This window comes from Bacillus gobiensis (assembly GCF_001278705.1).
Lineage (GTDB): Bacteria > Bacillota > Bacilli > Bacillales > Bacillaceae > Bacillus > Bacillus gobiensis.
In genome coordinates, this window is record NZ_CP012600.1 from 3,910,674 (window position 1) to 3,936,413 (window position 25,740).

Consider the following 25,740-nt stretch of genomic DNA (forward strand, 5'->3'; position numbering starts at 1 on the left):
GTAAAGCCTAGAGTAATAAAAATTGAAGGAAACCAAGCAGTTTTTTTTTCGAGGAAAACAGTATTTCTTCTTTCGAAAATATTATTTGGTCTACGGGATTTATTTCAGATTATGATTGGATCGATATAAACGGAGCATTGAAAAATGGAAAACCTGTTCACGAAAGAGGAATAAGCCCAGTTAAAGGATTATTTTTCATTGGCTTGCCTTGGCAATATCAAAGAGGTTCAGCGTTAATTTGCGGTGTAGGCAAAGATGCAGAATTTTTGATTGAGCACATAAAAACGAATTCTGGTAGTTTTAAAAAAATAGCTAATGCTTCAATTGTAAGTCTAATAAGTAATTGAGCCTTAGCATTATTATGGATTGTTTTCGTTATCAATTACTAAGAGTCTCCCGTTTACATATATCAATGAACTTTTTTACTAGCTCCGATTGTCTTTCGGTTTTGCGCACACAGATGGCAATTTTATTTGTTAAATGGATATCGTTGACGAATACTCTTGCTAGAAGTCCCCGCTCTACATATTCACGGACGACAATCGACGAGACAAAATTTGCGCCGTAACCTGCCATGACTGAACGAATCGCTTCGTGAAGACCGTTGAATTGCAATGATACCATTGGCGGCTGGACATTGTACGTTTGACATAATGAAAACAGCCGCTCTCTCGTTGAGCTTCCTTTTTCACGCATAATAAAAGGTTCTTGTATTATCTGGTGTAAGGATACGATTTGGTTCGCGTACTTATGTTCCGGGGAGACGACAAACCATAATTCATCCTCATAAAGCTCTTCTGCATCGATGGTTGTCGGGTGGCTCCCTGGCATATCGCCACCGAAGACGGCAATATCTGCTTTGTATTGCTGCAGCCGATCAAAAGCACCTTTTGAATTTGTGGTTGTAATAAGTAACTCAACGTCCTCATTTTCCTTTTTAAAGCTTGCCGCCCAATGAGGGATAAGGAAGTTAGCAGGTAAATAGGTAGCCGCGATCCGTAATTTCCCGCGTCTTGCCAGGCGATAATCCTCAACGAACAACTCAATTTGCTGTTCAAGTGCAAACAAATTTCGCGCTTTCTCCGCCAGCTCTATACCAAACTCCGTTAAAGAAATTCCGCGTCCTTCCTGTTTAAACAAGGAGAGACCCAGCTCCTTTTCAAATTTCTTTAGCTGGCTCGAAACTGCGGGCTGGCTAATTCGCAGTTCTTTCGCAGCCATTGTGATACTTCCCATTTCTGTCACGATATAAAAGAGCTTTAACGCATGCAGATTCACTTCGCTCAACACTCCTTATATAACTAAAAGTTATAGATAGTTAAAAAACATATATTGGAATTATGATTGATTTCATCATATAGTAGAAGTAGATTCAGAGTAAAGCCGAACGGAGGGGATATGTGATGGATGCACGTAAGACATGGGTTGAGGTTGACCAATACATCACGGAAAAACTGCTTTCAACTGACGCAATTCTTGATGCCGTACTGGATGCCAATGCAGCAGCCGGGTTGCCGGCGATTGATGTTTCACCGAATCAAGGGAAGCTCCTGCATCTGCTTGCCAAGCTGAGAGGCGCTCGTAACGTGTTGGAGATTGGAACGCTTGGGGGTTACAGCACAATCTGGTTAGCACGTGCTTTGCCAAAGAATGGCCGGGTCATTACTTTGGAAGCAAATCAGAAGCATGCTGAAGTTGCAAAGAAAAATCTTGAACTTGCAGGATTATCACAGCAGGTAGAGGTGGTTGTCGGTCCGGCGCTAGACACGCTGCCGACGCTGAGAGCAAAAGGACATGGTGTGTTCGACGTTATTTTCATTGATGCTGATAAGCCAAACAATCCTCATTATTTGAAATGGGCGTTAGAATTGTCGGCTGAAGGCACCCTCATTATTGGCGACAACGTAGTCCGGGAAGGGGAAGTGGTGAATCAGGATAGCAGCGACGAGCGTGTTCAGGGGACGAGACAATTTTTTGATTTGCTGTCTGCGGAAACTCGAATTGATGCGACAGCGCTTCAAACAGTCGGAAGTAAAGGATACGACGGCTTTGTGCTTGGCGTTGTGACGGATGGTGAGAAAAAACAGGAGGGGAAATAATGGGGGAAATGTTTTCTTCAATTCAACCTCAGCATAGGGAGTTTATTAGCAAACAAAAAATGTTTTTTGTCGGATCCGCACCCTTGCAATCAGATGGACATGTGAATATTTCCCCGAAAGGATATGACGCCTTGCGTATCTTCTCTCCGAATGAAGTTGCTTACTTAGACTTGACCGGGAGCGGGAATGAGACTAGCGCTCATTTAGAAGAAAATGGCAGAATAACATTTATGTTTATGGCTGTGGAAGGATCGCCGATGATTATGAGGTTGTACGGAAAAGGACGGGTTATATTGCCTGACAGTACTGAATGGAATGAGCTGATTGGACATTTTGATTACATTCCCGGTGCAAGACAGATTATTTTCGCCGACATTCATTCGGTAAAAACGTCTTGTGGTTTCGGTGTCCCTTTTTATTCATATGAAGGCGAACGAGAAACACTCAAGCATTCGAACGAAAAGAAAGCAGATGGTGACATCAGCGTATACCACTTGCAGAAAAATGCGGTCAGTATGGATGGAATAATGACCCCGTTGGGAAAACAGCTTCAATCGGAGAGAGGATGAGGAAAAAATTGTTGCAAGAACTACAAGTATGAGCATAGAGAAATTTATGAAAAAAGGGACACATATTATTCATGATTAATATGTGTTCCCATTTTTTTAACCCCTGATTCCACGGAACCTATCTCGTTCTTATTTGGTAGGACAATGCTGCGAGACATATCGTGACTCCCCATGTGAAAAATCCTCCATAGACTGGGATTAGCACCCATGGTTCGAACTCCGGGCTGTTAGATAAGTTAATGGAGCCACCGATTAATTTATAAAAAGTAATAATACTGACACTTATGAAAGTTATTCCTCCCAACCAAGCGGGAATGAGTACCAATAAGTGAGGGACATTCCGTCCCCATGGCCGAACCAATGCGAGCGCAAGTAAAGAGGCGATGACAGCTAAGATAACGGTTATGTCGATTCCGCATGAATACAGAAAACTACTGACCGGATCAGCACTCGTTCTCATAGATGCATGCAGCTCTTCGATTCCTTTCTCTGAAACCATTATAGTGACTCCAAATGCCCAAAGAGTCTTTAAAATGGCATAGGGAATGAGGGAGATAGATGCTGCGTACCCGCATTTGTCAGATAGTTTTCGTGTCATGTGATTGCCCTCGCCTCCTTGTATGTCTTAAAGGTCTCGTCGTGACCAGGACTCCGATTTTCATATTTTGCCGAAGTCATAAATAATCGCTAAGACAAAAAATGTTGTGAGTAGAAAAACGAAAGCCAAATAAAGCAGCGTACTTCGTCTAAATCGAGAAATTGGGGCATTGGAAGCTTGCGCGTAATAAGCAGCTGTTAAGCCCGCAAAAATTCCCATGATGACAAACCACGGTTCGTATATCAAAAGATCCCACAAAGCTAGACTTCGGACATCGAGTACAAGCCAGCCAGGGAAGTCAATTGTAATGAATCCTCCCAATAGAAGTGCTTTTGTGATGATTCCACTGATTCCATGGGCGATTAAAAAAGCTGTACAGAGAAGAGTGGGTATTAAGATAATAAGCCTCTGGATCTTCTTACCCCTAATCAAAGGCACCCAATCTGGAACGACCCTGCTCCATGGCTTGACGAGAGCAATCAAGACGAGTCCGCAAAACATAATGATAACACCAGCAATGTAACTTGCCATGTAAAATCCTTCTTTTAGTTGCCCCGGCATGCCAATTTGTCCACCTGCAGATTGATAGAATCGAACGAAAACTGCATATATGAGCGCCCAGAGACAACCGGCGTATGCGGGCCATACCGATACTTTTGTGAAACGTTCAAAGGAATTCAATCTTGGCATAGACGGCACTTTATTGTTTTGATTATTCATACATGCCTCCTGTTTTATCGAAATCGATTCTTCATCATTTCTGTTTCATTCTACATTCCAAAGTGAAAATTTAAGGTGACCTGAGGTTTTAAATCTGGTTTAAGAATTAGTAAGATCTCTTTGTCATAAAAGCTAGAATGATAAGGAAAAGGTGAGGATAAAGGTGTCGTGCGACGGTTAGCCTGGTTGCCGAGGCTCTTCAAGTCGAACCGGAAAAACGATTTCGTTTAGAGGAGCTGAAGAAGGGGAAGCCATTCTGATCGTGGCTGCGGGATTCGTAAGTCTGAAAAGTATGACAACATTGGGAAAGCAGCGTTCACAGGAATAAAGAGAGGGGGAATATGAAAATTGCCACGCTAAGCAAAAAGTATGCTTAGCGCGGAATCGTCTTTTTTTACTTAATTGGTAGTTTTATTCATGTAAATCATGTTCCAATACTCTAGGGACGGCACCTTGAATTTCACATAGTTCCCGTGTTTATCGCTGCCTTTTGTAAATCTCAATTGTTTTGACCGGCCGTCACTACTGTCGGGTGAAGCGATCCAGACAGAATTGATTTCTTCAGAAGGATAATATTTCACTTCAAAGTTTTTCACTTTTTCAGGTTTTTCTTTTTCTCCATCGGTTGCCCGCCAATCATCTTTCGTTACACCAAGCAAGTTAATCATTTGAATAATCTCGTGGTCATCATCCTTTTTGGAATATGCCCAAATTTTATTCGGTTCACCATACTTGCTATTTTTATAGCCCGGGACTTCGATTCGGTTCTTTGTTTCCGTTTGCCCGTCCCGAAGCAAATTTTCATAGGCGACGATAAAGTCATACATCTTCTCTGTATGATTTTTTAATTCATCTGTCATGTATAAATTTTGCGCAGGAAAATATTCATTGCTAAGCATATTGCCGTTGTCTCCAAGTTCCATGCGTGAACCGCCTGCAGCGTAAACCGTGGATCCGGTTAATATGACAGAAGGAGTATTGAACGCATTACCCGGATTCTTTTCTCCATAATCATAATTCATATAGGCAGGGACGACTAAAGATTTTCCTCCGCTTTCGATTCTCGACTGTTCAATTTCTTTTTTTAATGAATAATAAGAATCGTATAACTCTCCGTCACTATCTCTGTCCCACGGCCATATTTCTGCATAAATGACATCGACATCACTCACATTTGCATTTTCAATTCCTTGTGCACCGACTGGGTTGAATGCCAGATATTTATTACCAATGGCTTTTTTGGCAGAATTGAGATACTCCGTATACGTATCTTTTACGTAGAGGGTTTTACCGTCTGCTGTTTGCATTTCTCCCCATTCCCCAACCGTATCGGAATGCCATCCATCAAAATCAAAAGCATTAAAGACTTTATTCATCTCTTTGAAGATGTAATTTTGCCATCCCTTGTTGCTCATATCAAAAAAATACAAATGGGTGATTCCTGTTGGAGTTTCATCTGCCATTTTAAATTTGAATTGTCCTTCTCCACGATCATTGTTATCCGAGTAATACAATGCCCAATCTTGTTTGACTCCGTCTTTTTCGTAACCTGTTACGGCAGCATAAGCCATGTTATAAGCCATATTTACCATGTTTGCATCCTTGGCTTTTGAAATGTAGTTTCTGATAGCATCGCCATAGATCGGCCTGCCTGACCAATCATCCCATACATCAAGGTTATCGCCGATCGGTTTATGATGACGATACTTCCAATCATAGAACTGAAGTGCGTTAATATGGTAATCTTTCAATTTGTTTATTCTTTCCGTCGTATTTACATTTTTGGTAAAGTCCCACACATAACCGTAGCGAGGAAATTTCGTCCAAGAGGATGATACATCTACACCGACAGTATCTGTATCAATTTCTTTCTTATTGTGTTTCGCATCAACTTCAATTAAGTACCCTTTGAAATCTTCCGTCGGTGCCTTCCATTCAAATTTCAAATATTTTGATTGGCCTTTCTTGAGTGAGAAAGCTTGTTTCATCTTTGCATCAACGGTCTTACTTAAATGTTTTATCTTTACTTCAATTGTTCCATTGTTAATCGTGTCTTTCATTTTGTTCGTGAGCTTCACAGATATTTTCACTGTGTCTTTCGGATTGTACATTGATTTATCAGTTGTAACGGATTGAATCATTTTTTCACTAGATTCTTTAGCATAAATCTGTGAAGCGTTAAAAGAGTAAAAAATACTGCTTACTAACAAAAAAATACCTGCGAACTTCCCTACTCTTAATGAAAAACGTTTCAAATTAAACCACTCCCTTATTATATTTTGTAGTAAGCGTTTACTCTTTTGGGAAAGAATATGTTTAAAAGAGTGGTATGAATAAGGTATTAAGGAGTTTTTAAAGCGCTTCCAATTAGATATTATATAAAATACATTGAATAGAATAATCCCAAAAGCAACATGAAAACGTTTACTTAAGTTCATATTAATAGCTGATATTCTAAATGTCTACGACTTATTGATTTTTCATACGATTTTCCTATGAGATGCAGCTGCTTTCTGTCTGATCATTGTATTTTGCTATACTAAGTGATATGTGTATCAAAAGAAAAGGTGAGTGATGGAATTGTCTATAGAACAAGTCAAAACCTATTTCAAGCAATGGAACAGAGAAAAAGACATCGTTGAATTTGAGGTGTCGAGTGCAACGGTTGGACAAGCTGCCGATGCTCTTCAAGTCGAACCTGAAAGAATTGCAAAAACGATAGCATTCAGGGGGCCTGAACAAGAGGAAGCCATTCTTATCGTGGCTGCAGGTGATGCAAAAATCGATAATAAAATGTTTCGCGAGACATTTGATATCAAGGCACGAATGCTCTCACCTGAAGAAACGCTGGAACATACCGGACATGCGGTAGGAGGGGTTTATCCGTTTGGATTAAAAAATGATTTGCCTGTTTTTATGGATATCTCCCTACAACGATTTACTACCGTGTACCCTGCATGCGGCAGCAGCAATTCTGCAATTGGCCTTTCTTGTGAAGAGCTTTATACATACGGGAACGCTGAGAAGTGGGTGGACGTGTGTAAGGGTTGGAATGAAGATTAAGGCTGACTTTGCATAATCAATCAAAATAAAGTGATACTATGGCTTGTTCCCTCATAGAATGCGAGTAAGGAAATACATAAAGGGGGACATGCCATGCATGGACAGGAAGCCGAGGATTTCACGATTACAAAAGAGCTTCTATCACATTATCATCATTTAAGCATAAAGTCGAAAGACCTGAATGAAGAGCTGAACCAGCTAAAAAAAGTATTCAATGACTATTTTGATCGTACAGCCGGTAAACAGATGAAAGGTGAAATCCAGATAGGTGACTATAAATTGCAAAGGCAGATTCGCAAGACAGAAAGCTTTCATGATGTGAAAACAGTTGAGAAGCTTGAAGAACTTCGGCTTACCGATTGCATAGTTAAAAAGCCCGATAAAGAAAAAATCGAAGCTGCAATCACACTTGGAATTCTTTCAAGTGAAGACTTAAATGACTGTATTATCAAAAAAACGTCTCAAGCGATTGTTTTGAAAGAGATCAGTCGGTAATTGCTCCTTAAATGGGAGCTTTTTTCTGTTCAATATCGTTCTTTCATGTGCAACCGCATTCTGTTGCCGATAATTGGCAAACCCGCTTTATACGATAAATTAAAAGAATCTATTTTGAAACATATTTAGATTTACGTTATAATTGCCAAAATGAAAGAGGAGAGTCTTTAAAATGAACTTTATAGAAAATATTAATTGGGCAGAAATTGCCCTTGAGGCAGGAATTATCCTATTAAAGTTAATTGCCATCCTTATTGTGTTTCAAATTGTTCGATCTATAGGAAAGAAACTCATTCATTCTTCCTTTACAAAGATGCAGGAAAAGAAGGAAATGTCGTTAGGCAGAACAAAAACATTACAAGCTTTAACTGTTAGTATCTTTTCTTATGTAATTATCTTTATCACATTGGTGATTGTGTTAGGAATCTTCGGAATCAATGCAGCAGGATTAATTGCAGGTGCAGGTATTATAGGATTAGCGGTTGGATTTGGTGCACAAGGTCTTGTCAGTGATGTGGTAACAGGTTTTTTCTTGTTATTAGAAAAACAAATTGATGTTGGAGATTATGTCACTACTGCTGGTTATGGTGGTATTGTAGAAGAAGTAGGATTACGAACAACACAAATTCGTAGTTTTGATGGAACTCTTAACTACATTCCTAACCGAGAGATTACCTTACTTAGTAACCATTCTCGTGGTAACATGAGAGCTTTAGTGGATATAGGTATTTCTTATGATGATAATATTGATAAAGCTATAGAAGTTATTCAAGGAGTTTGCGATAAAGTTAAGGAAGAAAACGAAAATATTGTTGAAGGTCCAAATGTACTCGGTGTTCATAATCTTGGAGCATCAGATGTTGTCCTTCGTGTCATTGCGAAAACACAAAATATGGAACAATGGGGCGCTGAAAGACAACTTCGAAAAGCCATAAAAGAAGCTCTTGACCAAAACGGAATCGAGATTCCATTTCCACACCAGGTATACATTGAAAAACAACAGGCAGCAAGATAGTAAGTTTCAAAACGGAAACTAAAACGCGAGCACTCAAAGGAGAGTGCTCGTTTTTTGTTGGATTTTTTTCTTCATTATAAGGGTAGGCTGTCCCGGTCAACGTCTGCATAAATTCCTGGTAAATCCAAAAGGACAATTCGTCTTCCGAAGAATGGCCGTTTGAAAATCTTCAATTGATTACCTTACTTTGTTAGACACTAGTAGTTTAGACTTGTTTTATACAGTAATTTGAAATGATTATTGGATTGGTTAAACGCAAATAACTGATAATCTAGGTAAAAAGGATTCCCTGTTTTTCTATCATTAGCAATATTGCTCGTTTGTTATAGAATTGTTATTTTTTATATGGAGATGGCAAACATGTATTAGAAAACAAAATGAAGACTAGGGCTATTTAAAAGTTACCATCCCCAATTGAAGATCCAGTAAATATTGTTGTTGATTGAGTAAACGTTATCGTATTTTCCTAAACTAACTTTGAAAGAGGGATGAGATTGAAAAAAACGTGTATTAAATGGTTACTGGTTTTTAGTTTGGCATTAGGGATTATTTTTCCGGGGACATCAGCCTTTGCAAGCACAAATAAAACAATGATGCAGTATTTCGAGTGGTATGTACCTAATGATGGAAATCATTAGAATCGTTTGCGTGACGATGCTTCATATTTGAAAAACATTGGAGTAACATCTATTTGGATTCCACCGGCATATAAGGGAACAAGTCAGGCCGATGTAGGGTATGGAGTTTATGATATATATGATCTAGGGGAATTTAATCAAAAAGGAACCATAAGGACGAAATATGGAACAAAGGCGGAACTTCAAACGGCTATTAACAACCTGCATGAAAATGGAATTCAAGCATACGGCGATGTAGTAATGAACCATAAAGGGGGAGCAGATTACCTGGAAACCGTCGATGCGGTTGAAGTTGATTCTGCCGATCGCAATCGTGAAGCATCGCAGCCATATACCATTCAAGCTTGGAGTGGTTATGATTTTCCAGGAAGGGGAAATACATACAGTTCTTTTAAATGGAATTGGACTCACTTTGACGGAACGGATTGGGATCAATCGAGGAGCTTGAAGAGAATTTATAAATTCGCAGGCAAAGCATGGGATTGGCAAGTTTCCAGTGAAAATGGAAACTACGATTATCTCATGTATGCAGACATTGATTATGATAATTCTGAAGTCGTCAATGAAATGAAAAATTGGGGAACTTGGTGTTTCATGATAATAAAGTTGTTTAAATCATAATAAAGTCGTTTAAAAAATAATAAAGTCATTTAAAACTTAAACGTCAGTTATGCTATTTAACAATCGGGTCATATTGCGGAATAACGAATCAAACTTTTTGTAAACTTATTTTCGTGATTCACTCCGGAATAAATTTTAGTTGAGCCAATTTCTGAATGATGGTATCCAGATTAATTGGCTCTTAATTTTTATTAAATACGTAATATACATATATATTGATGTGTTGCCTTGCTGCCATGAGGTTTAGAATCCCTTGAAAAATGGATCTATGGCCGACTGTAAGAATCCAAAAGCTGGGGATTATAAATTGGTATTAGGTTCAGTCTGGTCCGCATAGGAGACTCCCCAATCAGATAGAGTTGTTAAAATCGGTAAAAGACTTTGACCAACATCAGAAAGAGAGTACTCTACTTTAGGCGGTACTTGATTATAAACAAATCGATTGATAATACCGTCCTGTTCTAATTCTCTAAGCTGCTTTGTTAACATTTTTTGTGTAATCTGTGGTAATTCTCTTTTTAATTCACCAAAACGCATATTTCTTTCACCCAGATACCATAAAATTAGTACTTTCCATTTACCTCCTATAAGCTGCAATGTTAATTCTATTGAACATCTAAATTCTTTATCTTTGTATTTCACCAACATGTTTTTTCCCTCCCGCTTATAGATAATAACACAGTATCAAATTGGATACTACGTGTCATAAAAGTGCCTACTTGTTATTTTTATACCATAGGCAGTATTATTAGTACCAGATTTGTTTTGAAGGCAAAAGCCAAAATAGCAAAGCAAATAGTGGAGGTGCAAACTATGTACGTAATAACAGGAGCAACTGGAAGAACAGGCAGCATAGTAGCAAATTATTTATTAGATAAGGGACAGACGGTTAGAGTGATTGGTAGAAACTTAGAACGCTTAACGCCTTTTGTACGCAAAGGAGCAGAGCCGTTTGTCTCTGAACCTACAGATGAGGCAAGATTAATTGAGGCCTTTTCGGGGGCTGAAGCAGTCTATGTGATGCTTCAACCTAATTATATTATAACTAGCAATGACTTTCCCGCTTATCAAAAGAGTGTAATAAGCGCAATAACATCTACATTAGAACAGGCAGAAGTTAAAAATGTTGTCTCTCTTAGCAGTTGGGGAGCAGATAAAGAAAAGGACACTGGACCTGTTACAGGATTACATCTGCTTGAACAGCGCTTAAACCAAATTGAACAGCTGAATGTTTTACATTTACGATCTGGATACTTCATGGAAAATTTACTTTCACAAATTAAAAACATTATATTTCATAATGTTGCAAGAGGACCTTTTCTACCCGATGTTCAGTTCCCTATGATTGCCACACGTGACATTGGGCGAATTGCAGGAGAAGCTATGCTAAAACGTAACTATCAAGGTCAACAAATAAGAGAGTTGCACGGAAGCTGTGATTTGAGTATGAGTGAAGCGGTGAAGCTTATAGGAAAAGCTTTTGATAAACCAAACCTCAACTATATACAAACAACCGAAGAAGAAGCCCGAAAAGAAATGAGAATGAATGGGTATTCAGAACATATTATAGGCCTTGTTTTAGAAACAACAAGAGCCTTAAATACAAAGCACATCAGGATGTTGGAACAGCGGACGTTCGAAAATACATCCTCGACTTCATTTGAAACTTTTATAAATGAAGTATTTATACCTCAATATGAGAAGGAAGCGGCTCAAATATAAAAATAGTCTAACCGCAATAATTGATGTGAGAGGTCTGAAGGTAACTTATAAGGAGGCTTTGCCATGCAACGCAGACGAATAGGGAACAGTAATCTAGAAGTATCAGCTCTTGGATTAGGTTGTATGACCATGTCCGATTTTTATGGAAGCGACAGGGATGAGCAAGAATCCATATGGACGATTCATCGTGCATTGGAACTTGGTGTGGATTTTTTGGATACGTCGGATATGTACGGTATCAGAGAAAATGAAAAATTAGTGGGAAAGGCAATTAAAGACCGCCGTCACAAGGTCAATGTAGCTACCAAGTTTGGGGTAGTACGCGACAACAGAGGAGGGATGATGGGATATAACGGAAAGGCGGAATATGTTAAGGATGCCTGTGAAGCAAGCATGCGCAGACTAGGTACTGACCATATCGATCTGTATTATTTGCATCGTATCGATCCCTTTACGCCGATTGAGGAGACTGTAGGCGCGATGGCTGACCTGGTGAAGGAAGGCAAGGTTCGTTATATCGGTCTTTCTGAGGCTCCACCAGATATGATACGCAGAGCACACGTGGTTCATCCAATATCGGCAGTGCAAACGGAATATTCCTTGTGATCCCGGGACATTGAAGACGAGGTTCTTCCTACCTGCAGGGAGCTTGGCATCGGGTTTGTAGCCTACAGTCCACTTGGGCGCGGTTTCCTGACAGGTACGATTCAACGAAACGAGGATTTGGGGTACGATGATATTAGGCGGAATTCCCCTAGATTTCAAGGACGTAACCTACAGAAGAATCTACAATTTGTTGCCCAGATTCAAAAAATTGCTGCCAAGAAGGGATGCACGGCTCCTCAATTAGCACTTAAATGGATCCTTATGCAAGGAAACGATATTGTACCTATTCCAGGAACGAAAAAAAGAAAATATTTAGAAGAAAATATTGGAGCTTTGCAGGTTGAGCTTACTAATTCGGATCTTAAATTAAATAAAAATTAATCAATAACACAAGTCAAATTCCTTAACGTAAAGGTATTTGGCTTTTTGCATGTTGTATTTTGATTAGCGTACAAAATTTCCGAAATGTTGGCTGTACCCCTTAAACAAATTAATGAAACAGCGCCAAAAAATGTTGCCGCAGGCCCCCGATAATATTTTAAGATACCTACGGAAACTCCAGTTGTTGCTATAACATTGGAGGCATTTCAGCAGGATTAATAATGGCTGAAGCCGGGTTTTAAAATAAATTGCACCGTTTTTTCCCCTTTAGTTCTGATTTATCTAAAGGGGTGTCTTTATGTCCAAAGGAAAAGGGGCAACTGAAGATAATCACTGATTTCAATATTTATACAAAAAGTTCTTTATTTTACTTGACTCATTATTTATGGGCAAAATCTTTTTCTTATTCAAGTAACAGGGAAACGAGAAAAATTGTAATTGTATTATCTTGAAATCGAGTCTTCTGCTAAAGGGTGCGATTGTTGTATAACCTTTAGATTTAAACGACTTTATTGTTTTATCTTTGGTATAGAAAAAGTGTTTTACATGAAAATTAAACAACTTTATTTTAACACCGCCCACATTTATGGACGATGTTATGCGAGTTTATAGCATTGATATTAAACAACTTTATTGTCGCCGATCACTTGGTATGCAAATGAACTGAATTTGGACGGATTTAGAATGGATGCAGTTAAACATATCAAGCATAGTTTTTCAAAGGATTGGGTAGACCACGTCAGAGCTTCTACCGGCAAAGAAATGTTTACTGTTTCTGAATACTGGCAAAATAACTTTTCTGCAATTGAAAACTATTTGTCTCAAGTGGATTTTAATCAGTCTGTTTTTGATGTTCCTCTTCATTTTAATTTTCAAAATGCATCCAACTCAAATGGACAATATGATATGAGCAATCTTCTGAATGGAACGGTGGTTTCAAAGTACCCGTCCAATGCCGTTACTTTTGTTGAAAATCATGATTCCCAACCAGGTCAAGCGCTTGAGTCAACAGTCCAATCATGGTTTAAACCCCAAGCATATGCTTTTATTTTAACTAGACAATCGGGTGATCCAACTGTATTCTATGGAGACATGTATGGAACAAAGGGAACGACAAGCTATGAAATTCCTGAATTAAAAGCAAAACTGGAACCGTTACTGCTGGCAAGAAAAAACTATGCGTATGGAACTCAGCATGATTACCTTGATCACTCGGATCTTATTGGTTGGACAAGAGAAGGAAATACGGAGCATGAAAAATCGGGTCTTGCCACGCTAATAACGGATGGAGCAGGTGGATCGAAATGGATGTATGTAGGATCACAAAATGCCGGGGAAACTTGGTATGATATAACGGGAAACCAAACAAATACCGTTTCAATTAATCAGGACGGATGGGGGCAATTTTCGTTGAACGATAAATCTGTTTCAATTTATGTCCAACAATAAAACGTAGGTCACTTGTAGCTTTCGAATAAAGTTTAATCAAATTTAGGAACAGCTAATGACTGTTCCTTTTTTTGTGTGCGGTTTTTCTTACTACGATTCTTGAGGATAACTTCTTTTCCTCATTTCTAGATGATTTTTCGTTCATTGGGTTTATGATGTATAATAAATTCAAAAGATCAGGAGGTGGAAAAAATGGCAAATAATACGTGTTTGTCAAAGAATGCAGCGACTCATGCAAAGCCTGATATTGGAGAGGCGATACTTTGCATGGGGCGAACGTTATTCTAAAAATCGCCTAATAGCTTCTATCATTTCTAATATCTTTGGCTTTGCACCTTATTTTTCATTTAAAAAAAGAATAAGGGGCTAGGCAGGAATGAGATATATAAAAGCAAACGCTATTTTACCTGAGAAGCTGATTGAAGAAATTCAAAAGTATGTCCAAGGAGAAACCATTTATATTCCTAAACCAAAAACGGAATATCAAAAATGGGGAACACGTTCCGGAGGAAGAAAGGTAATTGATGACAGAAACGCCTCTATTAAACGAGCTTTTAAAAGGGGCCGGACGATTCAGCAACTATCTGAGGAATATTTCCTTTCAATAGAAACGATCAAAAAAATTGTGTATTCTAAATAGGTACGATAAGCACTGGTCATCGATGATCGGTGCTTTTTGTATGTCGAGTTTGTTTATCAATCATCTTCTGCATTTCATAAAAATAGCGGATCTTTTAAAATATAAAAGGACTAACAAGTCAGGAGGCGTATTTAAAATGGAACCCTTTATAAGAAGCGATCAGTATAATTTTATCCGAACTCAGACACAGATCTTAATAAATGGCCACTTGTCTGTTAACGATAAGAAGGTTCTTCATGCGCTAAAATTGATCACGGTAGAAAAAGTCATACAATTATTCGAAGACATTAACGATGAGCAAAAACAATTGCTGAACCCGATTGTTAATGTCGAAGATAAGACATGCGCTGAAGAATTTCTATTACAGGTAGAGCCGTATGTCATCCCATTTAAAAATATAACGGAACAAAGGATAAAGAAATTATTCCCTAAAGCAAAGAAGCTGAAGATTCCTTCGTTAGAGGATATGGATTTGAAAGAGATGTCATACTTGGGCTGGAATGATATAGGTTCAAATAAAAAATATATTGTTACCGAGTTGGATCAAAAGCTAATCGGGCTGCAAGGTACATTTAAAAACATCAATCAAAAAGGAATTTGTGCGCTGTGCAACGGGTTTGAAGAGGTGGGTTTATTTGTTTCCGAATCAAAAGGATCAGGAAAAGGCACATTTACTAAAAGAGGAAATTACATTTGCCAAGACAGCCAGAAATGTAATCACAATATGACTACATTGGATAAATTACATGATTTTATTGAGAGGCTGACGAAATGAGTAAATACGGTAAAAGAAAAAGATAGATACAAGCAATTTAGCTTGATCTATCTTTTGGCACTAAGCAGCAAGCCTGTTTTAATCTCCTATATTCAGTACCCATTGACGCAGCTTGTTTTTCGGGTAGTATACATTGCCATTTAACGTAATATGCGGGATGTTTGGGTATTCTTGAATTAGCACTTTTGCATCTTCTTTAGATACACCTAAAAAATCATGGACTTCACTTCAATCAAGAAGTTCGAGCTCGTCATCCTCATCTAGCTTTTCAATAAAATTAACCCCGTTTGGGTTTTTGAAATTTTTTATAAAATGTATGGGTGAAGGAAGCGTTTCAGGCAGAAATTTTAATAAATCGTTTTTTCGTGATTTCAAATCTTCTTTATGATTCTTTTTGTAAGCTATCCAAAACTCAATTGATTCATTCCATTCCTCTTTTGTTTCAGGAAATACTAAAAAACCCGATACATGCATTTCTTTATACCAATCGATTGTGAAATATTTCAAAGAAAGTCCTCCTTACTTAGTGCTAACCATCTGGCATTCGTTAATTTATCCAATACACTCCACCTGAAGAAGGTGTAAATCCACAAGTTTTATAAAAATTAGCATGATGAGAATCATATGATACAGTTACGATTCCTAATCCCATCGCCTGGGCTTCCTTTAGCAGCTCCTTTACTAAATCAACGCCAATCCCTTTTTTCTGATAATTAGGATGAACAATGATGTCTTCCAAATAACCATGTTCTAATCCCATCCCGCAAACGTAACCAAAAGCTATTAATTTATTTTCGTCCCTGGCTCCAGCCCAAAAATTACAACGCTCGAATAAAGCTGGATAATCGTTGTCACGCCTGCCCCAACCAACAAGCTCTCTTAATTCCGGCACTTCATGATTAGCTATTGGCAAGTTAATGATAATTTCAAATTTCACGAATAAGATCTTCCCCTATTTTTAAAATTTTATATCATTTATGATGTATGTAATTAAACAAGATAAACGTCATCATGAGCAAGGCTTCTATTTCTTTAAAGCTTTCGACAGCTTCAAAATGGTATTGAGATTTCAATAAAGCGGACCGCTTCCCCCTCGCAATCACTCGATTATTAATTAACACTTCTGTTTTTGAATCTATGCTAATAGAAGATTTATAGTAGTATGTATTGTCTTCTAATTCTAAAAATAACCCTTCTTGGAGCTTAGTAGAGTTTTTAAGGGAGTAATCCGTTTTAACTTTTCCTATCATTTGATCGTTTTGATAAATGTGACACGTTCCGTTTGATCGAAATAACTTCTTTTTTTGCTCAACGAACGTAAAATGGTCTCCATTTTGTAAGTACAACCTCATTGAAGGCATGTTGCCACCAATGCCGATAGAAACGATGATACTCGCCTTCTTTTTGATTTCCTTTATAGAGCAATTTTTTTTCGGTTGAATATCGTTCCTTCATAAGAGTGTTCCAACCGTCAACTGTTTCATTTGGGGTGTATGTAAAGTCGCGTTTCATTTGCCATTTGTGAATCAGCCAGAGAATAAAAACGCCAGCAAGGAATAAAGACAGCGTGTAAAATTGATGCATTTCAAATTTCCCAATGACAATCAATCGAATAATCATTGCTATCAAGAGAACAATAAATAAAAACAACAATCTTCCCAAACTGTCTCACTCCTCCCTTTCGATTCATACGATCGCAAAAGAAGAAAAGTTTCATAATTGTAATTTTGAGCAATTACTGAAGTGAGTTGAGACTGCCTTAAAAAAACCAGCTCACTGTTGCAGAAGCGAGCTGGTTCCTTATACTATAATGTTAATTTAGCTTTTTCCCTAAGTTGGTATTTATGCTTGAATTCTTTATATTTATTGGCGATTCTGTTGTGGATCGGGTGAGAGCTTGGAATTCCTAAATATTTAGTGATGACTTGATTGATTCCATTTTTACGGATAGCTTGCTTCAATTTGATGGCTTCATGGTCTTTAGAGTAATCAAAAAGCAGTGCAGCAGCCATGGCTTTTGTCAGATGGGAAACGTCCATGCCTAAATCATACGTTTGCAGGGTAGGTCGAACTAAGCGGTCACCTTTAGATAGCTTGCGAATCGGGGCGCGTCCAACACGTACAACCTTATCGGTCAAGCCTGGGTTTGAAAATCGATTAAGGATATTATTAATATATTTCTCATGCTCCGTTTCATCCAGCTGGTATTTTTCTGTTAACAAACTACCGGTTTCATACATGACTTTTTTAATTTCTGCTTTTAATTTTGGATCGTCCATGACTTCTTGGATCGTTGAATATCCTTGAAGATAGCCATAATATGCTGCGCAGCAATGGCCGGTATTGACAGTGAATAGTTTACGTTCGATAAAGGCTTCAAGGGAATCTACTAATTTAATATCCTTTATTTCTGGCAGTCCTCCAAGCATTTCGGAACGGTCAATAACCCATTCAAAATAAGGCTCGACGGTTACTTCAAGCGGATCTTCATGGTTCTGTGCTGGCACGATTCGATCGACAGCTGCATTCGGAAATGCTACGTAGCGATCTGCTTTTTCGTGAAGGTCCTTTTGGATATGCTCGTAAACATATTTTTTCAGCTTAGAGCTTGCTCCAATCCCATTTTCGCAGGCGATAATATGAAGAGGGCGGGTGTTGCTTTGCAACCTAAGCTCAATGCCATCTGCGATTTTCTTAGCTATATTCTGTAAATTTGATACACCAACAGCTGTCGTTATGAGATCGGTCTCCGCGATGCGTTTAGCCACGGAAGCTTTATCTTGTGAAGAGATGGCAGTGATATTTTTTACATCAATTTGATCGTTTGTTTGGTTGGCGATATAGACGGAGTATTGTTTTCGTTGCTTGAGAAGGGAAATTTTCTTTTTGTTTCGTGTAACAAAACATACCTCATAACCTGACTTTGATAGCAGTAGTCCGATAAATCCTCTGCCAATGTTTCCTGCTCCAAAATGTACAGCATGTGGCTTGCCTGAGAGTTTTAACGGGTGTGCGTCTGAATCGTTATTTTCTTTAAACGATTTATTCATAGGCTTTCTCTCCTTTTATATTCATTTTTTGAAAGTGTAAGTTTTCCGCCTAGCGCTGCTTATGCATGTATTTAGAATCATCGCCAGTACTTCCTTCACTTATAAAATTGTACAGTCGCCCTGCCGAAGAAATCGGCAAGGAAACTGTTGTTTACTGTAACTCTTTCAATCTATTATTTTACTTTTTGGAGTAAGTTTTCGATTAGCTCATCTAATTCATGGCTTTCTAATGAATCAATCGTGTGATGGCCAGTGCTAAACGGCAGCTGCTCTGTAATGGTGTTTTTAATTACGACAGTATGAATACCGGCTTTAACGGCTGCACGTGCTCCATTTGGAGAATCTTCGATAGCAATTGCCTCACTGGCTTCCACTCCTAAATGATCTAATGCCTTCAAATATACCGCAGGATCAGGCTTTACATTCTCAACATCATCAGCTGTTGAGAAGCAGTCAAAGTAATCGGCGATGCCGAGCTGGTTCACGTATTTCTCAACCCACTCCATATGAGAACTTGTTGCAAGGCCTATTTTTAGTCCTGCAGCCTTTGCGGCCTTTAAATAATCCAGAACTCCAAGTCTGATGGCTTCTTTTTCCATTAATTCGGTGTGTCTTGATTGGATTGCTTCTCTGAATTCATCAAGGTCTATTGCAATATTATGATGTGTACTTAAATAAGTGTAAGGATTAAAGGAGTGGAGGCTGGTACCGAGGCATTCTGAATATTTTTCTAATGTTAATTCAACTCCATGTTCTTTATACGCATCTCGAAAAGCGACATACCAAGCCGTCTCTGTGTCAATAATTGTGCCGTCGAAATCAAAAATAATAGCTTTAATCATATAAGTTTCCTTTCTCCCTTCAAATAAATTATTTGTCATGCTTCACAGCAGAGTGAACTAAAAAAATTACTTAAAATTCTTTAAAAATTTTGAATCTTATATATAACCGTAACATTAAGTAACAAGGGGTTCAAGGAATTTGCCGGGGAAGGGACAGGTTATGTAATAAAACATAACATGTTAAAGCCTCATGATTATGACAATGGTATCGCTGTCACAAAAAATATAAAAAATTTTTTATGGAGTACAATGAAATCGGATACATTCAAAAAACTTTAACAGCCAAATTTCATGATAAATTGTCTCTAGGACAGCTGAATTTCGATTGAAGGTTTCAAATCTATCACCTATAATAATAGTATTGGAATAATTGTCACATATTTCCGCATGAAAACACCTCAGGTATGGCAATTTGGAATGAAGAATTGTGCCATAATTTTGTGTTTCATACGGATTTTTTTTTCTGAAAAACTGATAGCTAATATAGTTGGAAGGGTGAAGAGAATGACCGGTACGAAAAATGTCCAAAACAAAGCTGATCTTGCCATTGAAGCATCTGGTCTCGCTAAAATATTCGGAAAAAATCGAGCGGTAGATGGAGTAGATTTGGCGATTCCTAAGGGGACCGTTTACGGGTTCTTAGGTCCGAACGGTGCTGGGAAAACGACGACGATTCGCATGCTGGCGACGCTCATTAAACCTGATGAAGGCAGTGCAAGGATACTTGGACATGACCTTGTTGAGGAGGCCGATGCAGTGCGCAGCCGTGTCAGTTTGACAGGACAATTCGCTTCGGTCGACGAAGACCTCTCCGGTATGGAGAATCTTATTTTGATCGCCCGGCTTATGGGATATACACGGAAACAGGCGAAAGAAAGGGCGAGTGAACTGCTCCATGCCTTTGGTTTGGAGGAGGCAGCTAAGCGCCAGGTGAAAAAATACTCGGGCGGGATGCGGCGGCGGATTGATATTGCTGCCAGCATCATCGTCTTGCCCGATCTTTTGTTTCTTGATGAACCGACCACAGGGCTTGACCCTCGAAGCCGTAATCAAATTTGGGATATTGTTCGGGAGCTTGTGGGCTTAGGGACGACTGTTTTGTTAACGACACAGTATCTTGACGAGGCTGATCAGCTGGCTGATCGAATTGCAGTGATTGATCGAGGCAAGATCATTGCGGAAGGGACAAGCGGCGAGTTAAAAGCGTCTGTAGGAACGGGGACACTGCATATAAGACTGCTTGACCCGGAAACACGGCCGCAGGCGGAAAAGCTGCTGGCTGAAAAACTTGATACGTCTATAACTCTCGCATCTGACCCGGTAGCACTTTCCGCCCGGGTAACTGACACCGAGCGTGTAGCATTTGCTCTCGGCGAACTCGCACGTGCCGGTATTAAGATCGCTGATTTTTCCCTTGGACAGCCGAGTCTTGACGAAGTGTTTCTTACATTAACTGGCCGTCCGGCAGAAGAGGATGCTATGAAGGAGGAGGTAGGGTCATGAGTAGTCCAAATACGTCTGAGGATAAATTAAAGGCAGCGCTTTCGGCTCGTGTACGCCCGCAAAGACCAAATGGCTTAAACTCTTCGCTTACCTTTGGCTGGCGGGCGCTATTGAAGATTAAATATGTCCCGGAGCAGCTCTTTGATGTTACATTGTTCCCGGTTATGTTCACACTCATGTTTACGTATCTTTTCGGTGGTGCGCTCGCTGGCTCGACCGGAGAGTATTTACAGTTTTTGCTTCCGGGAATTTTAGTCCAAACCGTGGTATTCACGACGATCTATACCGGGGTTGCGTTAAACACGGATATCTCTAAAGGAATTTTTGACCGTTTCCGCTCTTTGCCGATATGGGGGCCGTCTCCGCTTGTTGGAGCCATGATTGCTGACACCGTCCGCTACAGCATTGCTTCGGTCATCGTGATTGTTCTCGGGTTAATACTCGGTTTTCGTCCGGCCGGCGGTGTACTTGGTGTGCTGCTTGGGATATTGCTGCTCCTCATTTTCGCCTTCAGCCTGGCTTGGATATTTACGATTCTCGGATTAGTGATGCGCACTCCGAATTCCGTGATGGGAGTAAGCATGACTGTGCTCTTTCCGCTCACGTTTGCCAGTAACATCTTCGTTAATCCGGAGACAATGCCCTCTTGGCTGCAGGCTTTCGTCAACGTCAACCCGATTACCCTCCTAGTGACGGCAGTCCGCGGCTTGATGCAAAACACGGCGACCTTTGGAGAGGTCGGCTGGGTTCTATTGGCATCTGTTGTGATTACGGCTATTTTTGCACCGATTACGATGTATTTGTACCGGAACAAGCGATAAGAAGCTCAATATATAAAAATCATTTTGATGTCCCTTATTATACTGAAGAAGAGGGAGAACAAGTGGCTTTAGTTTTACGAAGAATAAAATAGTTTCTAGGTAATAGAGTTTTCTCTAAAAGAGAAGTTTATCATTGTTTGGATAAACCTCTCTTTTATTCATTAATCTATTTAAATTTATATGTTACTGTCACTTCTTGAAAATTATTTGGTTCCATATAATCAAACACATATTTGATCAATAATTCATTTGGTTCTTTCCATTCTAACTGATATGCTCCATTTAAAAAAGGTTTATAACCATCATCTGTTCTTATATTTGTTAAATGCGTCATAAATAATCCCGAGTTTGACAATTGATAGATTTCACCATGTCCGGTTTCGATTATCAAAAAGCTCTCTTGACTATCTGGTGAAGAGAAAGTCGTATATTCAGCATCGTAATATTCTAATCCATTTAACAATACTAGAGCAAAAATAAATGAACCGATACCTATTACAATTCCCCTGATTACTTTATCTTTTTGTTTATAATTAATTAAATAAACTCCAGAAACAACCGTAGTAATTATGAATAGGCCATTGAGAAATTGATGATTAATTCCTTTTGCCGGGGTTCCAAATTGAATGTATATCCCTTTCATAGTAAACAAATATGAAATAAGTAAAAAAAACAGACTCAAAATTAAAGAAACTATTGAAATTTTAAGAAGTTCTTTATTGTTATATATCATTATTTATCTCCTATTTCTGCGGGGATTAAAAACAATACAATTTGGTCTGTCAAAATTTTTTTTTACTTTTCTCTCCCAAAGGAGAACCGGTTAGTAAAAGTCCCCAATTTTCTATATCTTCTCGATCTGCACTTTTCCTGAAAAGAAGACTGCTCCGCCGCCCATGTCTGACAGCCGGTCCGGCGCTAGAGCGTTCACAAGCTGTTGTTTATCTTTTGCGTCTGCCCAGAGCCCCTGCGTGACAACCGCTCCCGGAAGCACCTGGTCTCCTGCTGAAACGGTCAGCACACATTCGCCCCGGTCATTCCAGATACGGACTTTTTCGCCAGTTTTGATTCCTCGTTCGTTTGCATCATCTATGTTTATAAAGGCTTTCGGTTCTTTTTCTAATTTTTGATGCTTTTCATTATTGGAAAACGTTGAATTTAAATAATTGTGGTTGGGTCCAGGGATAAATGTCAACGGAAACTCACTGTCATCCAGTAAGTCGGTATGTACTGGAAGAGGTGAATAACCGTCTTTTTTCATCGCTTCAGAATATAATTCAATTTTTCCGCTTGGTGTTTTAAGAGTACCAGGCAGAAGAGGCTGTCTTTTCGCTTTCATAAACTGATTTTCCAGCAGAGCCTCGTAGGTAATACCTTCAATATGGGAGTTTCCCGTATTGTAAAGTGACTGGCGAATCATGTCTTCATCCGTATCCTGAAGCGCTGGTTCATCAAATCCCATCGCTTTTGCCAAAAGACGAAACACTTCTGTATTTGATTTACTTTCGGCAAAGGGCTTGATCACTGGTTGTTGGATTTGTATATAGTGATGCCAATAAGACGTATAGAAATCGAGATTTTCAAAAGACGACGTTGCTGGCAAAACAATGTCTGCGTATTTTGCCGTTTCTGTTAAAAATAAATCATGGACAACCGTGAACAGATCATCTCGCATGAAACCTTCACGAACTTTATTTGCTTCTGGAGCAACCACTGCGGGATTTGTACCGTAAATAAACAACGAATAAACAGGCGGATCTGTTTCCGTCAGTATCGTTCCGAGCTGATTCATGTTAAAGCTTCTGGGCCTGCGTCCTTTTAATAAATCAGGACGCTGTAACGCTTGTTTATTAAATTGAAGGAAAGCGGAGTTACCCTTGGTTGCTCCTCCTCCTTTTTCCAGCCACTGTCCCGTAATAGCAGGCAGACATGAAATGGTACGAACGATCATTCCGCCGTTGTCATGATGTTGAATGCCATTCCCAATTCTGATAAAGGCTGGAGACGTTTCTCCGTACATGATTGCCAGCTGGTACAAATCCTCTTCAGGAACCCCCGTTATGTTTGCAACCTTTTTAGGAGCATATTGCTTAACGTGCTCGCGCAGTTCTTCATGCCCCGTGGTGTAAGTTTTGAGGAAAGCATCATTTTGTAGATTTTTTTCAAACAAAATGTTCATGATGCCGAGCGCAAGCGCCCCGTCTGTCCCGGGATTAATCGGGATAAACCAATCGGCAAGCTTTCCGGTCTGGTTTTTATGGACATCGATGACGACGATTTTAGCACCTTTTTTTCTGGCTTTTTGCGCGATCGTTATTTGATGCATGTTCGTAGAAACGGCATTGATTCCCCAGAAAATAAACAGCTTTGAATGGATTGTTTCCTCAGGGTCGATTCCGTGCGCGCTGCCCATTGTGTAGTTGTATCCTACAGAACCAGCAGTATTGCAAATCGTCCGCTCTAGCTGGCTTGCACCTAGGTAATTGAAGAATCGGCGATCCATTCCTTCAGATTGAAGCCGTCCCATATTTCCGTAAAAGCTATAGGGAAGGATGCTTTCGGCTCCTTCTTTATCAATAAGTTTCTTCCAACGGGAGCTGATCGTATCAATCGCTTCTCTCCAAGAAATCGGTTCGAATTTACCTTCTCCTTTTTTCCCAATTCTCTTTAAAGGGACCGAAAGACGTTTTTTATCATATATTCGTTCCGTCATATTGCGTACTTTGTTGCAGATGTTTCCCTGGGTTACGGGGTGGTTTTTATCACCCGCAACCTTTACGATTTTTCCGTTTTCTTTATGAATTAAGAGGCCGCATTGATCCGGGCAATCGAGAGAACAAACAGATGGAAAAACACCGTTTTCCTGCATAGTGAAATCGTTCATAACGCATATTCCTCTCCGAGTTTATATTTCTAGCATTATATCATGTTTAATGAAAGGGGTGATTCAGGATTTAATGTAAAAAAACATCTAATTAGAAATTTTCACTAATATTGTATGGTGGTAATACAATAAAAATAGATAATAGTATCTATATAAACACGAAATATAGAAACCTATTAGTTAAATAAAAGGAAGAGGATCTCCTCCCAAAATTGATTCAATTAACCTTTAAACTTAATCGTATATTTCCACTAGCTAGAATCTTTACCAAGGTGTAAATCAAAATTAATAATCGATTGCTATTCTTGACTCGTAGTTACTATGAGAGGAGATGTGAATAGTGAAAAGAAAATGGTTAGCGGCTCTTGGTGCTCTGGTAATTGGAATTGGAATGGCTGCTTCAGGTGAAACTGGTATGGCAAAGGAAAAACATAAGGATATTGTAAACGTTTCACACCGTGGTGCTTCCGGCTATGCTCCTGAACATACTCTTGTATCCTATGAGAAAGGCGAAAAAATGCACGGTGACTATATTGAAGTGGACCTGCAAATGACAAAGGACGGCAAATTAATAGCCATGCACGACGAGACTGTTGACCGGACGACAAATGGGACAGGAAGAGTAAAAGATTATACATTAGCACAAATTAAACAGCTGGATACAGGGAGCTGGTTTAACGAAGCTTACCCTCAATACGCAAATCCTGACTATGAAGGATTAAAAGTTCCTACTCTTGAAGAGGTCTTTCAAAAATTCGGGAAAAACGCAAAGTATTACATTGAAACGAAATCTCCTGATGTATATCCTGGTATGGAAAAAGAGCTTTTACGTCTTGTAAATAAATACGATATTAACAAAGATACGCTTCTAGTTCAGTCGTTTAGTTCATTAAGCTTGCAAAAAATGCAGCAGCTGGATCCATCGGTCAAGCTCATACAGTTGCTCTCCTATAAAAGCAATGCGGTAATTACCGATGCTGAAATTGCAGCAATAAAAGAATACGCCGTTGGAGTCGGACCTAACCATACATATTTAAATCAAGAATATGTAAGGAAGGTTGTTGATAGCGGGCTCGAGATCCACCCGTATACCGTGAATGACAAGGGAAGGATGCAGCAGCTGATTGACTGGGGGGTTACGGGAATGTTTACAAACTTTCCAGATCAGCTTCATGAAGTGAAAAAAGGGAAGTAGTATCGATGAAAAATGCCGTTCCTATCGTGGAACGGCATTTTTACATTTATGAGA

General features: G+C 39.1%; 25 protein-coding genes and 3 pseudogenes. 15 read left to right on the plus strand and 13 right to left on the minus strand.

Going from position 1 to position 25,740, the window contains the following annotated elements; translation table 11 throughout:
- Window positions 1-137 precede the first annotated feature (137 nt).
- Window positions 138-347 (plus strand): hypothetical protein, encoded by a 210-nt coding sequence (locus AM592_RS25405; protein WP_376773396.1) that lies wholly within the window; start codon window positions 138-140, stop codon window positions 345-347.
- Between the two features lie 31 nt (window positions 348-378).
- On the opposite strand, the gene AM592_RS19640 is transcribed toward AM592_RS25405, so the two are convergent.
- Window positions 379-1,278 carry a LysR family transcriptional regulator gene (locus AM592_RS19640; RefSeq protein ID WP_053605342.1) on the minus strand — a complete coding sequence of 300 codons (900 nt, stop codon included), beginning with the start codon at window positions 1,276-1,278 and terminating at the stop codon, window positions 379-381.
- 125 nt (window positions 1,279-1,403) lie between these two features.
- Between AM592_RS19640 and AM592_RS19645 the strand changes: the two genes are divergently transcribed.
- Entirely contained in the window at window positions 1,404-2,099 is a 696-nt protein-coding gene (locus AM592_RS19645) for an O-methyltransferase (protein ID WP_053605343.1), read from the plus strand.
- Entirely contained in the window at window positions 2,099-2,668 is a 570-nt protein-coding gene (locus AM592_RS19650; RefSeq protein WP_053605344.1) for a pyridoxamine 5'-phosphate oxidase family protein, read from the plus strand. Before AM592_RS19645 ends, AM592_RS19650 begins: the two co-directional genes overlap by 1 nt.
- 118 nt (window positions 2,669-2,786) lie before the next feature.
- Here the strand turns inward: AM592_RS19650 and AM592_RS19655 are convergent, their stop codons facing one another.
- From AM592_RS19655 to AM592_RS19665, 3 genes are all read right to left on the minus strand, one after another.
- Window positions 2,787-3,266 (minus strand): DUF3995 domain-containing protein, encoded by a 480-nt coding sequence (locus AM592_RS19655; RefSeq protein ID WP_053605345.1) that lies wholly within the window; start codon window positions 3,264-3,266, stop codon window positions 2,787-2,789.
- Window positions 3,267-3,326: 60 nt separating this feature from the next.
- On the minus strand, window positions 3,327-3,986 hold the full coding sequence (locus tag AM592_RS19660) for a hypothetical protein (protein WP_053605346.1): 660 nt from the start codon (window positions 3,984-3,986) through the stop codon (window positions 3,327-3,329).
- Between the two features lie 398 nt (window positions 3,987-4,384).
- Window positions 4,385-6,241, minus strand: a complete 1,857-nt coding sequence (locus AM592_RS19665) for a glycoside hydrolase family 66 protein (RefSeq protein WP_053605347.1) — start codon at window positions 6,239-6,241, stop codon at window positions 4,385-4,387.
- 325 nt (window positions 6,242-6,566) lie between these two features.
- Here AM592_RS19665 and AM592_RS19670 point away from each other — a divergent pair, with 325 nt between their 5' ends.
- The 4 genes and pseudogenes from AM592_RS19670 to AM592_RS19685 all read left to right on the plus strand — a co-directional run.
- The gene (locus tag AM592_RS19670) at window positions 6,567-7,049 is read left to right on the plus strand and encodes a YbaK/EbsC family protein (protein WP_053605348.1); all 483 of its coding nucleotides are present in this window, start codon (window positions 6,567-6,569) and stop codon (window positions 7,047-7,049) included.
- Window positions 7,050-7,142: 93 nt separating this feature from the next.
- Window positions 7,143-7,544: a hypothetical protein gene (locus AM592_RS19675; RefSeq protein WP_053605349.1), complete on the plus strand. Its 402-nt coding sequence runs from the start codon at window positions 7,143-7,145 to the stop codon at window positions 7,542-7,544.
- Between the two features lie 172 nt (window positions 7,545-7,716).
- Entirely contained in the window at window positions 7,717-8,559 is an 843-nt protein-coding gene (locus AM592_RS19680) for a mechanosensitive ion channel family protein (protein ID WP_053605350.1), read from the plus strand.
- A gap of 488 nt (window positions 8,560-9,047) precedes the next feature.
- Window positions 9,048-9,785, plus strand: a pseudogene (locus AM592_RS19685) (alpha-amylase family glycosyl hydrolase); the annotation flags it as partial.
- 333 nt (window positions 9,786-10,118) lie between these two features.
- Here the strand turns inward: AM592_RS19685 and AM592_RS19690 are convergent.
- Entirely contained in the window at window positions 10,119-10,466 is a 348-nt protein-coding gene (locus tag AM592_RS19690; protein ID WP_280882441.1) for a winged helix-turn-helix transcriptional regulator, read from the minus strand.
- 165 nt (window positions 10,467-10,631) lie between these two features.
- On the opposite strand from AM592_RS19690, the gene AM592_RS19695 reads away from it, so the two are divergent.
- The 5 genes and pseudogenes from AM592_RS19695 (at window position 10,632) to AM592_RS19715 (ending at window position 15,391) form a co-directional block, all read left to right on the plus strand.
- Entirely contained in the window at window positions 10,632-11,540 is a 909-nt protein-coding gene (locus tag AM592_RS19695) for an NmrA family NAD(P)-binding protein (RefSeq protein WP_053605352.1), read from the plus strand.
- A gap of 63 nt (window positions 11,541-11,603) precedes the next feature.
- A pseudogene (locus tag AM592_RS19700) lies at window positions 11,604-12,527 on the plus strand (aldo/keto reductase).
- A 645-nt stretch (window positions 12,528-13,172) separates the two neighbouring features.
- A pseudogene (locus tag AM592_RS19705) lies at window positions 13,173-13,976 on the plus strand (alpha-amylase domain-containing protein); the annotation flags it as partial.
- Between the two features lie 376 nt (window positions 13,977-14,352).
- Window positions 14,353-14,616 carry a CD3324 family protein gene (locus AM592_RS19710; RefSeq protein ID WP_053605353.1) on the plus strand — a complete coding sequence of 88 codons (264 nt, stop codon included), beginning with the start codon at window positions 14,353-14,355 and terminating at the stop codon, window positions 14,614-14,616.
- Between the two features lie 136 nt (window positions 14,617-14,752).
- Window positions 14,753-15,391 (plus strand): FusB/FusC family EF-G-binding protein, encoded by a 639-nt coding sequence (locus tag AM592_RS19715; protein ID WP_053605354.1) that lies wholly within the window; start codon window positions 14,753-14,755, stop codon window positions 15,389-15,391.
- Window positions 15,392-15,619: 228 nt separating this feature from the next.
- Here AM592_RS19715 and AM592_RS25250 read toward each other — a convergent pair whose 3' ends face one another.
- From AM592_RS25250 to AM592_RS19745, 6 genes are all read right to left on the minus strand, one after another.
- Window positions 15,620-15,898 carry a DUF4085 family protein gene (locus AM592_RS25250; protein ID WP_082364214.1) on the minus strand — a complete coding sequence of 93 codons (279 nt, stop codon included), beginning with the start codon at window positions 15,896-15,898 and terminating at the stop codon, window positions 15,620-15,622.
- A gap of 40 nt (window positions 15,899-15,938) precedes the next feature.
- Complete coding sequence (locus AM592_RS19725) at window positions 15,939-16,328, minus strand: GNAT family N-acetyltransferase (RefSeq protein ID WP_053605355.1); 390 nt, start codon at window positions 16,326-16,328, stop codon at window positions 15,939-15,941.
- A gap of 34 nt (window positions 16,329-16,362) precedes the next feature.
- A complete protein-coding gene (locus AM592_RS19730; protein ID WP_053605356.1) occupies window positions 16,363-16,743 on the minus strand; it encodes a hypothetical protein in 381 nt (126 codons plus the stop codon).
- Window positions 16,700-17,053, minus strand: coding sequence for a hypothetical protein (locus AM592_RS19735; RefSeq protein WP_053605357.1), 354 nt, complete (start codon window positions 17,051-17,053; stop codon window positions 16,700-16,702). Before AM592_RS19735 ends, AM592_RS19730 begins: the two co-directional genes overlap by 44 nt.
- A gap of 143 nt (window positions 17,054-17,196) precedes the next feature.
- On the minus strand, window positions 17,197-18,441 hold the full coding sequence (locus AM592_RS19740; RefSeq protein WP_082364216.1) for a mannitol-1-phosphate 5-dehydrogenase: 1,245 nt from the start codon (window positions 18,439-18,441) through the stop codon (window positions 17,197-17,199).
- A 173-nt stretch (window positions 18,442-18,614) separates the two neighbouring features.
- The gene (locus AM592_RS19745; RefSeq protein WP_053605358.1) at window positions 18,615-19,283 is read right to left on the minus strand and encodes an HAD family hydrolase; all 669 of its coding nucleotides are present in this window, start codon (window positions 19,281-19,283) and stop codon (window positions 18,615-18,617) included.
- A 504-nt stretch (window positions 19,284-19,787) separates the two neighbouring features.
- On the opposite strand from AM592_RS19745, the gene AM592_RS19750 reads away from it, so the two are divergent.
- Together AM592_RS19750 and AM592_RS19755 are read left to right on the plus strand one after the other, a co-directional pair.
- Window positions 19,788-20,786: an ATP-binding cassette domain-containing protein gene (locus tag AM592_RS19750; protein ID WP_053605359.1), complete on the plus strand. Its 999-nt coding sequence runs from the start codon at window positions 19,788-19,790 to the stop codon at window positions 20,784-20,786.
- Window positions 20,783-21,607, plus strand: a complete 825-nt coding sequence (locus AM592_RS19755; protein WP_053605360.1) for an ABC transporter permease — start codon at window positions 20,783-20,785, stop codon at window positions 21,605-21,607. Before AM592_RS19750 ends, AM592_RS19755 begins: the two co-directional genes overlap by 4 nt.
- Window positions 21,608-21,773: 166 nt before the next feature.
- Here AM592_RS19755 and AM592_RS19760 read toward each other — a convergent pair whose 3' ends face one another.
- Window positions 21,774-22,340 (minus strand): hypothetical protein, encoded by a 567-nt coding sequence (locus AM592_RS19760; RefSeq protein WP_053605361.1) that lies wholly within the window; start codon window positions 22,338-22,340, stop codon window positions 21,774-21,776.
- A 111-nt stretch (window positions 22,341-22,451) separates the two neighbouring features.
- A complete protein-coding gene (locus AM592_RS19765; RefSeq protein WP_053605362.1) occupies window positions 22,452-24,491 on the minus strand; it encodes a molybdopterin-dependent oxidoreductase in 2,040 nt (679 codons plus the stop codon).
- 391 nt (window positions 24,492-24,882) lie between these two features.
- Here AM592_RS19765 and AM592_RS19770 point away from each other — a divergent pair, with 391 nt between their 5' ends.
- Complete coding sequence (locus AM592_RS19770) at window positions 24,883-25,686, plus strand: glycerophosphodiester phosphodiesterase (protein ID WP_098945337.1); 804 nt, start codon at window positions 24,883-24,885, stop codon at window positions 25,684-25,686.
- The last annotated feature ends 54 nt before the right edge of the window (window positions 25,687-25,740 follow it).

Coding starts and splice junctions, on each gene's coding strand:
- AM592_RS19730 (WP_053605356.1), bottom strand. CDS start 16,743: ATGAGGTTGTACTTACAAAATGGAGACCATTTTACGTTCGTTGAGCAA.
- AM592_RS19655 (WP_053605345.1), bottom strand. CDS start 3,266: ATGACACGAAAACTATCTGACAAATGCGGGTACGCAGCATCTATCTCC.
- AM592_RS19695 (WP_053605352.1), top strand. CDS start 10,632: ATGTACGTAATAACAGGAGCAACTGGAAGAACAGGCAGCATAGTAGCA.
- AM592_RS19715 (WP_053605354.1), top strand. CDS start 14,753: ATGGAACCCTTTATAAGAAGCGATCAGTATAATTTTATCCGAACTCAG.
- AM592_RS19690 (WP_280882441.1), bottom strand. CDS start 10,466: ATGTTGGTGAAATACAAAGATAAAGAATTTAGATGTTCAATAGAATTA.
- AM592_RS19710 (WP_053605353.1), top strand. CDS start 14,353: ATGAGATATATAAAAGCAAACGCTATTTTACCTGAGAAGCTGATTGAA.
- AM592_RS19680 (WP_053605350.1), top strand. CDS start 7,717: ATGAACTTTATAGAAAATATTAATTGGGCAGAAATTGCCCTTGAGGCA.
- AM592_RS19650 (WP_053605344.1), top strand. CDS start 2,099: ATGGGGGAAATGTTTTCTTCAATTCAACCTCAGCATAGGGAGTTTATT.
- AM592_RS19755 (WP_053605360.1), top strand. CDS start 20,783: ATGAGTAGTCCAAATACGTCTGAGGATAAATTAAAGGCAGCGCTTTCG.
- AM592_RS19765 (WP_053605362.1), bottom strand. CDS start 24,491: ATGAACGATTTCACTATGCAGGAAAACGGTGTTTTTCCATCTGTTTGT.
- AM592_RS19770 (WP_098945337.1), top strand. CDS start 24,883: ATGGCTGCTTCAGGTGAAACTGGTATGGCAAAGGAAAAACATAAGGAT.
- AM592_RS19750 (WP_053605359.1), top strand. CDS start 19,788: ATGACCGGTACGAAAAATGTCCAAAACAAAGCTGATCTTGCCATTGAA.
- AM592_RS19740 (WP_082364216.1), bottom strand. CDS start 18,441: ATGAATAAATCGTTTAAAGAAAATAACGATTCAGACGCACACCCGTTA.
- AM592_RS19660 (WP_053605346.1), bottom strand. CDS start 3,986: ATGAATAATCAAAACAATAAAGTGCCGTCTATGCCAAGATTGAATTCC.
- AM592_RS19675 (WP_053605349.1), top strand. CDS start 7,143: ATGCATGGACAGGAAGCCGAGGATTTCACGATTACAAAAGAGCTTCTA.
- AM592_RS19745 (WP_053605358.1), bottom strand. CDS start 19,283: ATGATTAAAGCTATTATTTTTGATTTCGACGGCACAATTATTGACACA.
- AM592_RS19645 (WP_053605343.1), top strand. CDS start 1,404: ATGGATGCACGTAAGACATGGGTTGAGGTTGACCAATACATCACGGAA.
- AM592_RS19760 (WP_053605361.1), bottom strand. CDS start 22,340: ATGATATATAACAATAAAGAACTTCTTAAAATTTCAATAGTTTCTTTA.